This is a genomic window from Thalassolituus sp. LLYu03, from assembly GCF_050507655.1.
Lineage (GTDB): Bacteria > Pseudomonadota > Gammaproteobacteria > Pseudomonadales > Oceanobacteraceae > Venatoribacter.
In genome coordinates this window covers 2,791,668-2,805,628 of the sequence record NZ_CP191496.1, presented here as the reverse complement: position 1 = coordinate 2,805,628, position 13,961 = coordinate 2,791,668, and the positions used below count along the sequence as shown (strand labels likewise).

Below are 13,961 nucleotides of genomic sequence, written 5' to 3'. Positions count from 1 at the left end.
TCAGCTCGCCTGAGATCTGTGAGCACGTTTAAATTCATTCCTGTTCCGAAACTGTTTGACCTTTTTCATAAACTGCATAATGATAGGTACCTATTATTAAGGAAGGAAGTATCAATATGAATGCAGATGTTGTGATTGTTGGAGCTGGGCCTGTGGGCTTAATGCTTGCTTGCGAGTTAAGACTTGCAGGCGTTGATGTGCTGGTTGTTGAACGTCGTGAGACGGGTACACAAGGGGAGTCCAGGGCGCCCGGAATTAATGCCAGAACCTTGGAAATATTGTCTCAGAGAGGTCTTGGAACACGCTTTCGTGATATCGGCAGGATAATGAATGCGGTGGTGTTTTCTGGTATGCCGGTTCTGCCTGGCGTTGTTGATCCGGAGTGGCCGGATGGACTGATCATTGCGCAATCTAAAACGGAAAGCATTCTGGCAGAAAGAGCCGTTGAGTCCGGAGCAAGGTTGTGTTGGTCGACAGAGCTTTTACATCTGACTCAGAATGCACAAGGCGTCGAGCTGACTGTTCAGACCGATGGCAAAGTATCTACTATCCGGGCGCAATACGTTGTCGGTTGTGATGGAGGGCATAGTGTTGTCCGGCGCCTCTCTCACATTAAATTCCCGGGTGAAGATCCTCAGTCTCATTGGCTGGTCGCCGATGTCAAATTGGATGAGCCGCCAGCGGACGGAACACCATTTGGTCGTAATGAGCGGATTGGTAGTTTTCAGGTATCCCGGGTGGAGCCGGACTGGTACAGAATCAGTCTGATGACCGTTCAATTGCCTGTTGATCGTACCGCGCCGGTCACGCTTGAAGAACTCCGTCAGGCAATGCTGGAAGGTATCGGTACGGATTATGGATTGACGGAAGCCCGCTGGATGTCACGTTTCACTGATGGGTTCCGGCAGGCTGAGCACTATCGCAATGGGAGGGTTTTTATTGCAGGGGATGCAGCGCATATTCATTCCCCTATTGGTGGACAAGGTCTGAATCTGGGAATACAGGATGCCGTCAATCTGGGTTGGAAGTTGGCCGCTGTTTTGAACTATGGGGCATCTCCCGAGCTTCTCGACTCATACGAATCTGAGCGTCAGCCGGCGGGTTGTGATGCTATTAATCTTGCCAGAGGGCAGACACTGTTGATCAAGCCAGGACGACAAGCGGAAGCGTTGCGTGCAACCATAGAGCGCTTAATCGCTATACCTGAGGTTGTGCAGGAATTGGCTGGCGAGCAGAGTGGCTTGGCGCTGCAGTATGCTTGGGGTAAAAATCAACACCCTTTGTTGGGAAGAAGAATGCCGGACATGTGTGTGCTGTTGGAAGGACAGCGTACTAAGTTGTATGAGCTGATGAAGGACGGACGTCCTTTGTGGATTCAATTCGGCAGTAATATCTCTCTTGACGCTCCGGCATCATGGCAAGATTGGGTGAAAACGGTGCGCGTCGAATCACTGCCTGGAGAGGAAGGGTTTAACTGGCGCTTCCCGGTATATGGTTCTGTGCCTGCGATCAGAGCCGTATTAATTCGTCCGGATGGCTACGTTGCCGGTATCAGTGATGTTAACGTTACGGATATGGAAACTATGCAGCCTGCATCTGAAATATTGACTTACTTGGGATAATTCTGGAGTTGTAGTAATGAGTCATTCCGCACCGCTGGAGAATACCAGAACAGAGCTGGATCCCACACGGGCAGCGTCGTTTTATATCAAGCTTATTGCACAAGAGCTGGCACGAATGGCAGAAGCTGATCTGCGTCCTCTTGGTGTTGGTCTTGCCAGCCTGCCGGTTCTGACAGCCTTGAGTCAGGGGAATACCGATACTCAAGCAGAGCTTGCCAGATTGCTCGGGGTTGAACAGTCGTCTATGGCCCAAACTCTGGTAAGACTGGAGCGTGACGGTCTGATCACTCGCTCGCCTGATCCGGCACATGGTAGAAGGCAGTTAATTGCATTGACACCGTTGGCACGCAACATCCTTCCTTCCAGTAAAGAGGTTCTTGCCCGTGGAAATGACATGGCGTTGTCTGATTTTTCTGCGGAGGAGCGGGAATTGGTTCTGAAGCTACTGGTGCGAATGCTCGCTAATCTGACCGGTTCAGATAAATATTGAGCAATAGTATAAAAACTGTTCAGCGTATTCACTCATGGTGAATACCGTCTTTGTTGAACCAGATCAGGCCACTGTGTCGAGGCCTGATCTGTTACAGGTACTAAGCGTACTTATTTTTTAACAGCTTCAGCCGCTTTCACGATCAGGCCGCGTGCTTCTTCGGCATCGCCCCAACCCTGAACTTTCACCCATTTGCCTTTTTCGAGGTCTTTGTAGTTCTCGAAGAAGTGAGCGATCTGATCACGCAGCAGTTGCGGAACGTCGTTGATGTCGTTCACGTCGTTGTAGATCTGAGTCAGTTTCTGGTGCGGAACGGCAACCAGTTTGGCGTCGCCACCGGCTTCGTCTTCCATGTTCAGTACGCCAACGGCGCGGGCACGGATCACAGAACCTGGCTGTACCGGGTACGGAGTGATCACCAGCACGTCCAGTGGGTCACCGTCGTCGGCCAGGGTGTGCGGGATGTAGCCGTAGTTGGCCGGGTAGAACATAGGCGTCGCCATGAAACGGTCAACCAGCAGGCAGTCCATGTCTTTGTCGATTTCGTACTTGATTGGCGCGTGGTTGGCCGGGATTTCGATGACAACGTAGAAATCGTTTGGCAGGTCTTTGCCAGCCGGGATAGAGGTATAGCTCATGGTGGGTTCCTGAAATCTTCGGGTTAATGAAAAGATTGCGCGGGATTATAACGGCCGACTCTTGCTCTGTCAGTCTGCCCTAAGTATAAAGCGCGTCCGCTGTTTACCTATAAGGGCCCGCCGCCTAGACTCTGTGTAAGTCAAAAACGGTTACTATCCATGATGCGTTGTATTCTTCTGTCGGCTCTGGTGATGGCGCTGCCAGCCACAGCCTTTGCAGATGAGTTCGATGGTTTTGAACTTGATGCACCTTTCACGCTGGAACAGGATATTCCGGTGGTGCTGACTGCCTCCCGTCTCAAACAACCCCGGGCCGAAGTGCCGGCCAGTGTCACCGTCATTGAAGCAGAGCAGATCCGCGCCTGGGGTGTGCGCACTCTGCCGGAACTGATGCGCTTTGTGCCGGGTATGTTCATTGGCCATGGCGACGACGAAAACAACGCTTCGGTCGCTTATCACGCCTCCAGCCCCAGCCTGATGCGCCGCCTGCAGGTGCTGGTTGATGGCCGCTCGGTGTACAAAGCCGGTATTGCCGCGGTGGTGTGGGATGATATTCCGGTTGCCATGGAAGACATCCTGCGCATTGAGGTTACGCGCGGGCCGAACGCCGCGACCTACGGCGCCAACTCCTTCCTCGGCGTCATCAATATTGTGACCAAGCACCCGGGCGATACGCTGGGTACCCGTCTGCGCTACCGCGGCGGCACGCAGGGCATTGATGATGGTTTCATCAGCCATTCCGCCCAGCTCGGTGACGGCAGTTTCCGCCTGTCCGCCCAGATTCAGGCCGACAACGGCTTTGACGGACGCTCGGCCACCGGTGGCGACGACGATTTCCGCGACAGTAAGCGACACAACTTTTTCACTGCGTATTACAGCCAGAATCTGGACGCCGTCACGCAGATGAACCTGCAGGCCGGTATCAAGCGTGGCCATACCGATATCCGTCTGAACTCTAGTGATCAGGACCGCTACGTCGGGTACCGTGATCAGGAAACCCAGCAAGGCTACGTGCAGGGTAAGCTGCAGTTTGATTTCTCAGAAAGCCATCAGTCGCATCTGCAGGCTTACTGGTTTAATGACAACCGCGATCAGCACGTGACCGCCTGCATCCCGACCGTTGTTCTCGATCCGGATTTGCTGGCGCTCTACAGCCTGCGCCCGGAAGCTGCATACGAAGTACTGGCCCAGGATTTTTCCGGACTTTCCGCTGAAGAGCTGGCGCTGGCAACCGGCGTGGTGTCGCGTTATCAGGACGAGACGGTTTGTGGCGATACCAACTGGGATATCGACGAGCAGCGTATCGATGTGGAGTGGCAGGATACCTTTGTCTGGTCCGATTCTCTGCGCACAGTGTCTGGGGCCAGCTACCGCCGCGATCTGGCCCAGTCGGTCACTTACTTTGATGGCGTGCAGACCAATGATCTGTACCGTCTGTTTGGTAACGCCGAATGGCGCCCGCTGTCGTTTCTGCTGGTGAACGCCGGTGGCATGTTCGAGCGTGAAGACGCCAACGAAGATGCGTTTTCGCCGCGTTTTGCGATGAACTTCCTGCTCAGTGAGCAGCAGAGTATCCGTCTGGTGTATTCCACGGCGGTGCGCTCACCGGACATGCTGGAGCAGGAGCCGAATTACAGCCTGACGCTGGATCACCTGACCGACAATTATCTGGGCGTGGATTCTTCGACCTATTTCGTCACCCTGAGTCCGGGTAACCGTCATCTGAATCACGAGCACATTGTCAGCCGTGAAATCGGTTACTACTTCCGCTATGACCCGTCGGATCTGGAAGTGGACGCCAAAATTTACCGCGACACCATGCGTCACCTGATCTCCAGCCCGATTACGCTCGAATCGTATCTGGTGCGTTCAGACACCGAGATGGACATCGAAGGCGCCGAGCTGCAGCTGAAATGGCGTCCGTGGAGCGACAGTTTTGTCTGGATGACGCTGGCGCATGTGGCGCCGGTTGCCCGTCTTGGCGATACCACGGGTTTAAGTGCCCGCGAAATTGACGCACAGGGCAAAGTCGAGACGCGTCTGAGCGCTGAGAACAGCATGACCCTGAGCGTACACAAGCGCATCGGCGATTGGGCGCTGACCGGCTCGCACTTCTGGTACAACGCCTACAACCAGGGACAGGACGTTTATCGTCGCTACGAGGTTAACGTGCGTCACAACTGGAACCTGACATCGGCCACACTCTGGGGCGGTGTGAACTGGCAGCACTTGGTAGATGATGGAAAACTCATTTATGCTGACCAGCGTTATTCAACTTCTGACATTTATTACCTGCAGGTGGGAATCGACTTCTGATGGTATTTCAGCGCATGGATGCACTGTTGACTGCCTTCAAAGCCCTCTGGCTTCTGATCTGGCTGATAGCCGCTTCATCTGTGGAAGCGGCCGGTCAGGTCGTCTTTGTTACCCATACCTCCGCGCCCTCCGTTGAGCAGCTGGCAGAAAAAACCCGCACACTCAGTGGTTTTGATATTCAGGTGATCAACGCCGCTCAGGCGCCTGCGGCCGATGCACAGGCCTGCGTGGTGATTGGCCCGCAGGTGCTGGAAGGCTGGAGCGGATGCGCGGGTAAGCCTGTCATTGCTGTGTTTGTCACCCGCCAGCAAGTTGCGGCTCATGACGGGCTGGCCAGTGCTGTTTATCTGGAGCCACCACTGTCGCGTCAGATACAACTGGCCCGCGCTATTCTGGGCGATGACCGGCCGCTCGGGGTGCTGGTCGGCGACCGCGCACTGTGGAAGCCTGCAAAGCCTGACCCTCTGGTTACTCCGTATTTTACCGATCAGTTTCCAAGCCTTACCCATGCGTTGATCGCCCTGCTGCGCAACAGTCATGCCCTGATCGGTATTTACGACACCGAGCTGTACAGCTCAGAAAACATCAAAAACATCCTCATTACCGCCTACCGCCAGAACAAACCCTTAATCGGTCCATCCAGTGCCTACATCAAGGCCGGCGCGCTGGCGACCACCTTCAGTGATCTCGATGACGTAGCCCGCAGGCTCAGCGAAGTGTTGAAAACCGGTCTGCGCGAGGGAGTGTGGCCAGAAGCTGGCTATAACCCGTATTTCAGCGTGCGCTACAACCCCCAGGTCGGGCGGTCGCTCAACCTGTTATTGCCCGATGCGGCAGAGCTGGCTGACAAGCTGGCCAAAGAGGAGCAGCGGCCATGATGGGCCTCAGGCACCTGTCTGTCCGCCGGCGCATTTTGCTGGTGGGGGCGGTGCCTGCGATTCTGGCGGTATTGATTCTCACTGCGTATCACATGCAGAACCGCTGGTCCGATCTGCGCCGCGAAAACGAAAGCATTGCCAAAATCGTGCTGGAGCAGATCAGCGCATCGGCCGAATACCCCCTCATTTCCGGTAACTACGATCTTCTGAAGCCGCTGGTGCATGCGGCACTCGACCAGCCGGCCATTGTGGAGGTGGAAATCACCGATACCGCCGGTCAGTCGGTGGTTAAAGAGCGCTCCCGCCTGTACGAGGGGCATCAGGACGTGTCGGTGATCGACCAGCCGATTGTGCGACTGGTGCCGCAGCTGGACGAGTTCTCGGAATTTGCCGATACCCGGCTGGTAGAGCGCAATCTGGGCAGCATCCGCCTGACCTTATCGGACGCCTACACCCGTGAGCGTGAACAGCAGATTCTGCAGCAATCCCTGCTGACCGGTCTGGCGGTGGTGATTCTGGCGGCCCTTGTCAGCCGTGCTGCATCCCTCAGTATTCTGACACCGCTGGAAAAACTGGCGGCCTTTATCGCCGGACTTGCCGCCGGCGCTACCCGTACCCGCCTGACGGTGGATGACGGGGCAGAGATCGGTCATTTGCAGGTGAACGCCAACCGGCTGGCCGAGTCGCTGGAAAAGGCGGAGCGCGACCAGCAGACCTACACCGAACAACTGATGCTGGAGCAGCAACGTACTCAGCACGCCAGCCGCGCGAAAAGTGAATTTCTGGCGATGATGAGCCATGAACTGCGCACACCACTGAACGGCGCCATCGGCATGCTGCAGCTGCTGGATCCGGCCAACAGTGCGGAAGAATTTGACGACTACAAACGCACCGCCGACCGCTCGTTAACGCACCTGACACAGTTGCTGGAAGACGTGCTGGTGGTGGTCGATACCGAGAAAAACAAACTGCCGGTCACCTTCTCAGAGCAAAAGCTGCCGGAGGTGCTCGATACCCTGCTGCAAACCTTCAGCGCCAGGGCACTCGAGAAAAGCCTGTCGTTTGTGACCGAGTACGACGACGCCCTGCGCAATCAGAATCTGCGCTGCGACCCGTCACTGGTGCGTCAGGTGGTGCGCCATCTGGTGGATAACGCCATCAAGTTTACCGACGACGGCATGGTGTCGCTCAAACTGTCGATGCAGGCTTCCGCTGACGGCAGTGTGCTGAGCATTCGTGTGACGGACACTGGCATCGGCATCGCCGCCGGCCACAAAGAGAAAGTGCTGGAAGCCTTTTCACAGGCAAACTCCTCGTTCAGCCGCCGCCACGAAGGGGTGGGGCTGGGGCTGACCATCAGTCACCATATCTGTCGCATGCTGGGTGGTGATCTGGCGTTGCAGGATGCGCCGGGTCGCGGCACTGACGTGATGGCCAGCATTCCGGCGCAGCTGGTGATGGTGCAGACCGATCCTGACGACTGCCTCGGCTCAGGCTATGCAGCACTGATCGTGGAAGACAATCCGGTGAATCTGAAAGTGACGGAAAAAATGCTCAGCAAAGCCGGTTGTTGTCTGACGGTCGAGAGCGTGATGTCCGGTGAGGATTGTCTGGAACGTCTGCGTATCCGAAGTTACGACCTGATCCTTATGGACTGTCAGATGCCCGGCTTGGACGGCTTTGAAACCACCCGCCGGTTGCGCGAAATGGGCGTCGGCACACCGGTCGTCGCCTGCACCGCCAACACCACCGACAATATCCGCGAACGCTGTCTGGCGTCCGGCATGAACGACTATCTGGCCAAGCCGCTGACGCTGGCGCTGGTGCGCGATGCGCTCAGCCGCTGGTTGCCGGAAGAACAAAAAAGCCCGCACTAAGCGGGCTTTTTTCTAGGCTGCTCAGCCAGTCGCAGATCAGCTGCGGTGGTAGTTCACCACAGATTCCACTTCGTCAGCAGAACCCATCACCACAGACACGCGCTGGTGAATGCTGGTTGGCTCAACGGTCATGATGTCTTCAAATGCGGTCGATGCTTTACCACCGGCCTGTTCGATCAGCATGCTCATCGGGTTGCCTTCGTACATCAGACGCAGCTTACCCGGCTTGTTCGGTTCACGGCTGTCGTATGGGTACAGGAAGATACCGCCACGGGTCAGGATGCGGTGAATCTCCGCAACCATGGAAGCAATCCAGCGCATGTTGTAACGCTTGCCCAATGGGCCGTCTTCGCCGCGCAGCAGGTCACCGACGTATTCCTGCATTTGCGGCAGCCAGAAACGCTGGTTCGACATGTTGATGGCGAATTCTTTGGTGGTGGTCGGAATGCGGATTTTTTCGCGCTGCAGGTAGAACTCACCCACACGTGGATCCAGCGTGAACGAGTAAACGCCTTTGCCTGTGCTCAGCACCAGCAGGGTGGACGGACCGTACAGCACGTAACCGGCGGCAATCTGTTCACGACCGATCTGCAGGTAAGTGGCTTCGTGGGTGGCATCGTCTTCCGGGTTGGATTGCAGCACAGAGAAAATGGTGCCGACGGTGACGTTGACGTCGATGTTGGATGAGCCATCCAGCGGGTCGAACAGCACCAGAAATTCACCGTTCGGATTGCAGGCAACCGGATCCGCTTCTTCTTCGCTGGCCAGACCTTTTACCTGAGGCATACCACGCAGGGCGCTCTTGATCAGGTCGTTGGCGATCACGTCCAGTTTCTTCTGGTTTTCACCCTGAACGTTTTCTTTTTCGGCGCTGCCGAGTACGCCGGCCAGTGAGCCAAGCTGCACTTTGTAAGCGATATCCTTGCACGCGACCATCAGGCCATCGATCACCTGAATCAGGCCTTTGTTTTCACAGTGTTGGTCGAGAAAATTCCGTAAGCGCAGCATCTTGGGTCCCCGGGAAGGCGTGTAAATCAAAATTGCGCCGCATAGTAACGCAAAGCCTGTGGAATTTCAGCGTTCGCTGAGCGAAATCACGCTTTGCCGACTTGGGCGGGCACGGCCTTACCAGTACACTAGGGCCTTTGTCGTTTTCAGCGGAAATCAACCATGCGTCTTCACATTCTGGGTATCTGCGGCACCTTTATGGGCTCACTGGCGCAACTGGCCAAAGAGCTGGGGCATCAGGTATCCGGCAGCGACGCCGGCGTCTACCCGCCAATGAGCGATCAGCTGGCCAGTGCCGGCATTGAACTGAGCGAAGGCTTTGATCCGGCCAATATTCCGGCGGACGTTGATCTGGTGATCATCGGCAATGCCATGTCGCGCGGCAATCCGTCGGTGGAATACGTACTCGACCGCGGCATTCCGTATATGTCCGGCCCGCAGTGGCTGGGACAATACGTGCTGCAGCGGCGCTGGGTGCTGGCCGTGTCCGGCACGCATGGCAAAACCACTACCAGCAGCATGCTGGCCTGGATTCTGGAATACGCCGGTATGAAACCGGGTTTTCTGATCGGTGGTGTGCCACAGAATTTTGCCGTCTCGGCGCGTCTGGGGGATTCGCCGTTTTTCGTGATTGAAGCCGACGAATACGACACCGCTTTTTTTGATAAACGCTCCAAGTTTGTTCATTACCAGCCGCGTACGCTGATCCTGAATAACCTCGAATTCGACCACGCCGATATTTTTCCGGATCTGGCGGCCATTGAGCGTCAGTTCCATCATCTGCTGCGCACCGTACCGGCATCCGGTCAGATCGTTCTGCCGGAACAGGAAGCAGCACTCGAACGGGTGCTGACCATGGGCTGCTGGACGCCGGTGACCCGCTTTGGTCAGGCCGACGGCAACGACTGGCAATGGCGCCTGGAAAAAGCTGACGCGTCCGAATTCAGTGTGCGCAGCGCCGACGGCAGTTTAAGCGCCTCGGTACACTGGTCGCTCACCGGTCTGCACAATGTGCGCAACGCCGTGGCCGCCATGCTGGCAGCCCGTCATGTGGGCGTAGCGCCTGAGGTGGCGGCCGAAGCGCTGGGCCAGTTTGCGTCGGTCAAACGGCGCATGGAGCTGGTCGGCGAGCCCGGTGGTATCCGGGTGTACGACGATTTCGCTCATCACCCGACCGCCATCGCCACCACGCTGGAAGGCGCCCGCGCCCGTCTGACCGCCGATGGTCAGGGTGGCCGGATTCTGGCAGTGCTGGAGCCGCGCTCGAACACCATGAAACTGGGTGTGCACAAACATGAACTGGCCGCGTCCGTGAGCGCCGCCGATCACGCCTTCTGGTTCCAGCCGGATAACATTCAATGGTCGCTGGCCGATGTCGCAGCGGCCGGTACCGTGCCCGCCGACAGCTTTACCGCTCACGATGAGCTGGTGGCGGCCGTGGTGGCTGCAGCCCGTCCGGGCGACCGCATTATTGTGATGTCGAACGGTGGCTTTGGCGGAATGCCACGCCGTCTGGCGGCGGCGCTGACCGCCGCGACCGCCGGAGCGCCGGCATGAGTCAGCGTATCTGCGTCGCCATTACCGGTGCCTCAGGCAGTCCGTACGCGCTGCGGCTGATTCAGGTGCTGCTGGCGGCCGGACAAAATGTCGATGTGATCGTGTCGAAAGCCGCGCAGCTGGTGTTCGCCACCGAAACCGATCTGAATCTGCCCGGTAATGCCCGTGCACAGGCCGATGCCCTGCATCAGCATTTTCAGGTCAGTGGTGAGCAACTGCGGGTGTTTGGCCGCGAAGACTGGATGGCACCCTGGGCGTCCGGCTCTGGGCAGCCCGGGCCTGTGGTGGTGGTGCCGTGCAGCACCGGAACCCTGTCGGCCATTGCCACCGGTGCCAGTAATAATCTGATTGAACGCGCCGCGGATGTGGCGTTAAAAGAACGCCGTAAACTTATTCTGGTGCCGCGCGAAACGCCGTACTCAGAAATTCACCTGCAGAATATGCTGACCCTGACTCGCATGGGGGCGGTGGTATTGCCGGCGAGTCCGGGGTTTTATCATAAGCCGCAGCAGATCGGTGACCTGATCGATTTTGTTGTCGCTCGAATACTGAGTCAGCTGGGGATTGAGCAGACTTTAATGCCGGCGTGGGGAAAAGACGCCGAATAGTCTCCGCAGCACGCAGCACGCAGCGCGTGTCTTAAAAAAGGGCCGCAGAGCCCGGCGGATATCACACAGAACTGAGCAGTTTTTATTGGGGAATAGTATGACCGATGAACAGCAGAAACCCGACATCACCAAATACGTGGGCCTTGGCTTTATTGCCGGTCTGGTGGTGTGTGTGCTGACCCTCGAATATTACGGTTATATCCGTCATCCGGAAAAAGCCGATGCACTGGTGGTCGAGGAATTCCGTCTGCTGACGCTGAATACCGACGAAGATCTGAAAATCTCCCAGAAACCGTCCGGCAAAGAAGCCTTCTGCGTGAACGGCTATCTGCTGATGCGCCCGGAAAACGGCAAAAATGTCGCCGGTGTACTGGTCGATAAAAAGAACCGTGGTGTTGAGTGTCAGGCGTCCCTGACCCCGAGCCAGAAAATCGTTGAATAACGTCCACAATAATTAAAAAAAGCGACGCCTATGAATTCTCCCCTCCGACGTCTGACCGGCCTGTGTTTGCTGCCGGTACTCTGGTTGTGTGCGCCTGCGCAGGCCGACATCAGTGACCTTGATCACGACGGCATTGCCGATCATCTGGATACCGACCGTGATGGTGACGGCGTGTCGAATTTTCTGGAGCAGGTCGCGGGTACCAACCCCGATGTGCCGGATCAGACCGACCGCGACGACGACGGCATTCCCGATGCCATCGACGACGATCTCGACAACGACGGCGTGGTTAACCAGCGTGACGATTTTCCGCTGGATAAAAACGAATGGATCGACACCGACCATGACGGCGTCGGCGACAACGCCGACCTCGACCGCGACAACGACGGCATTCGCAATGATCTGGAAATCCAACTGAATTTCGATCCGCTCGACGCCCGTTCCGTGCCGCGTGACAGCGACGGCGACGGCTGGCCGGACCAGCTCGACAGCGACATGGATAACGACGGCCATGACAATAAAGACGATGCGTTTCCGCTGAACCCGAAAGAGTGGGCTGACACCGACCGGGACGGCATCGGCGATAACCGCGATGACGATATCGACAACGACGGCATCCGCAACGAACTGGAAATCAAAGCCGGCACCGACCCATACGACCGGTTGTCCGTGCCGAAAGACATCGACCGTGACGGTATTCCCGATGCGCTGGACGACGACCGTGACGGCGATGGCGTGCCCAACAGCCGCGATCAGTATCCGGACGATCCGCGTGAAAGCGCCGACACCGACGGCGATGGCGTACCCGACAACGAAGACGTCGACGCCGACAACGACGGCGTGCCGAACGTATTTGAACTGCATTTGGGCACCGACCCGCTGGACCCGGCGAGCAAACCGGCGGATCAGGACGGCGATAACATGCCCGACGCGTTCGATACCGACCGTGATGGCGACGGCACTGAAAACCGGTTTGACGCTTTCCCGAACGACCCCGCCGAGTGGCGCGACACCGATCAGGATGGCATCGGCGATAACGCCGACCCCGACCGCGACAACGACGGCTTCAATAACGACATTGAAGCCATGGCCGGCACCAATGATCTCGATCCGTTGAGCAAGCCGGGCGATCTGGACCTCGACGGTCTGGCTGACGTGGTCGACGGCGATATGGACGGCGATGGCATCGCCAACGAGCTCGATGTCTTCCCGCGCGACGTGCTGGAATGGGCTGACTTCGACGGTGATGGCATCGGCGACAACAGCGACCCGGATCAGGATAACGACGGCATCGCCAACGGCTACGAGCGCCAGTTGGGCTTTAATCCGCTGGATGCCTCCAGCACGCCGGCGGATCTGGATGGCGACGGCATTCCCGACGAGCTGGATTCCGACACCGACGGTGACACCATTGGCAACGCCATGGACATGTTCCCGCTCGACCCGCTGGAGTGGAACGACCTCGATGGCGACCATATCGGTGACAACAGCGACCCCGACCGCGATGGCGACGGCATCCGCAACGACTATGAACTATTGGCCGGCACCAATCCGGACGATGCCCAATCCGTTCCGGCGGACCTCGATGGCGACCGCATTCCGGATCTGGTTGACGACGACATCGACGGCGACGGCCGCCCGAATGGCAGCGACGCCTTCCCGCGCGACCCGCACGAATGGGCCGACATGGATAACGACGGTCAGGGCGACAACAGCGATGAGGACATCGACGGCGACAATATCCGCAACGACTGGGAACTGGCGCTGGGCTTTGATCCGCTGAACCCGTTGAACACGCCACCGGATCTGGATGGCGACGGTATTCCGGACGAGATGGATCATGACATCGACGGCGATGGTGTGGATAACGGCGACGACCGTTTCCCGCGTGACCCGCTGGAGTGGGACGATCTCGACGGTGACGGCACCGGCGACAACAGCGATGACGACATCGACGGCGACGGTATCCGCAACGAATACGAGACCCGGCTGGGCACCGACCCGCGTGATGCGGCGTCGGTGCCACCCGATCAGGACGGCGACGGTGTGCCGGATGCGCTGGACGACGACCGCGACGGTGACTCGTACGCCAACGATCAGGATGTGTTCCCCGATGACCGCAGTGAATGGGCGGACCTCGACGGCGATGGAATCGGTGACAACAAAGACACCGACCGCGACGGTGATGGTTTCAGCAACCAGACCGAGCAGAAAGAAGGCACTGACCCCTGGTCGAAAACCAGTTTCCCGGATCACGACGCGCCGGTGGTGGATTTCCTCAAGTGGATCAGTCCGGGAGTGCTGCAGGGGATGGTGTTCGACGACGGTATGGGCATGAACGCCGTGTGGCTGGAAAGCAGCAGCGGCGAACGCTGCGACGGTATGCTGGTGTACACCGGGCACTTCCGCATCGACTGCCCGCAGGCGGTCTCACCGGGTTGGACACTGGTGGCGGATGATAAAGCCGGCAATAAGATCACACGTCCGGCGCCCTGAAACGCAGGGCTTCACCGGGCTGGACGTTG

Annotated in this window: 11 protein-coding genes; 9 read left to right on the top strand and 2 right to left on the bottom strand. The window is 57.6% G+C overall.

What is annotated here, in order from left to right; translation table 11 throughout:
- Positions 1-116: 116 nt before the first annotated feature.
- A complete protein-coding gene (locus ACQUQU_RS12690; protein WP_430460063.1) occupies positions 117-1,622 on the top strand; it encodes an FAD-dependent oxidoreductase in 1,506 nt (501 codons plus the stop codon).
- Positions 1,623-1,638: 16 nt separating this feature from the next.
- On the top strand, positions 1,639-2,112 hold the full coding sequence (locus ACQUQU_RS12685; RefSeq protein WP_430460062.1) for a MarR family winged helix-turn-helix transcriptional regulator: 474 nt from the start codon (positions 1,639-1,641) through the stop codon (positions 2,110-2,112).
- 110 nt (positions 2,113-2,222) lie between these two features.
- On the opposite strand, the gene ppa is transcribed toward ACQUQU_RS12685, so the two are convergent.
- A complete protein-coding gene (gene ppa, locus ACQUQU_RS12680; protein ID WP_430460061.1) occupies positions 2,223-2,750 on the bottom strand; it encodes an inorganic diphosphatase in 528 nt (175 codons plus the stop codon).
- 159 nt (positions 2,751-2,909) lie between these two features.
- On the opposite strand from ppa, the gene ACQUQU_RS12675 reads away from it, so the two are divergent.
- Genes ACQUQU_RS12675 through ACQUQU_RS12665 form a run of 3 tightly spaced genes read left to right on the top strand, consistent with a single transcriptional unit; the run spans position 2,910 to position 7,821 of the window.
- Entirely contained in the window at positions 2,910-5,066 is a 2,157-nt protein-coding gene (locus tag ACQUQU_RS12675; protein WP_430460060.1) for a TonB-dependent receptor plug domain-containing protein, read from the top strand.
- Between the two features lie 14 nt (positions 5,067-5,080).
- The gene (locus ACQUQU_RS12670) at positions 5,081-5,944 is read left to right on the top strand and encodes a hypothetical protein (protein WP_430460059.1); all 864 of its coding nucleotides are present in this window, start codon (positions 5,081-5,083) and stop codon (positions 5,942-5,944) included.
- Complete coding sequence (locus tag ACQUQU_RS12665; protein ID WP_430460058.1) at positions 5,941-7,821, top strand: response regulator; 1,881 nt, start codon at positions 5,941-5,943, stop codon at positions 7,819-7,821. Before ACQUQU_RS12670 ends, ACQUQU_RS12665 begins: the two co-directional genes overlap by 4 nt.
- 36 nt (positions 7,822-7,857) lie before the next feature.
- Here the strand turns inward: ACQUQU_RS12665 and ACQUQU_RS12660 are convergent, their stop codons facing one another.
- Complete coding sequence (locus ACQUQU_RS12660; RefSeq protein ID WP_430460057.1) at positions 7,858-8,829, bottom strand: class 1 fructose-bisphosphatase; 972 nt, start codon at positions 8,827-8,829, stop codon at positions 7,858-7,860.
- Between the two features lie 162 nt (positions 8,830-8,991).
- On the opposite strand from ACQUQU_RS12660, the gene mpl reads away from it, so the two are divergent.
- From mpl to ACQUQU_RS12640, 4 genes are all read left to right on the top strand, one after another.
- On the top strand, positions 8,992-10,386 hold the full coding sequence (mpl, locus tag ACQUQU_RS12655) for a UDP-N-acetylmuramate:L-alanyl-gamma-D-glutamyl-meso-diaminopimelate ligase (protein WP_430460056.1): 1,395 nt from the start codon (positions 8,992-8,994) through the stop codon (positions 10,384-10,386).
- Positions 10,383-10,994, top strand: coding sequence for a flavin prenyltransferase UbiX (locus ACQUQU_RS12650; protein WP_430460055.1), 612 nt, complete (start codon positions 10,383-10,385; stop codon positions 10,992-10,994). Before mpl ends, ACQUQU_RS12650 begins: the two co-directional genes overlap by 4 nt.
- 97 nt (positions 10,995-11,091) lie before the next feature.
- Positions 11,092-11,436 carry a hypothetical protein gene (locus ACQUQU_RS12645; protein WP_430460054.1) on the top strand — a complete coding sequence of 115 codons (345 nt, stop codon included), beginning with the start codon at positions 11,092-11,094 and terminating at the stop codon, positions 11,434-11,436.
- A gap of 30 nt (positions 11,437-11,466) precedes the next feature.
- Positions 11,467-13,932, top strand: a complete 2,466-nt coding sequence (locus ACQUQU_RS12640; protein ID WP_430460053.1) for a thrombospondin type 3 repeat-containing protein — start codon at positions 11,467-11,469, stop codon at positions 13,930-13,932.
- Positions 13,933-13,961 lie beyond the last annotated feature (29 nt).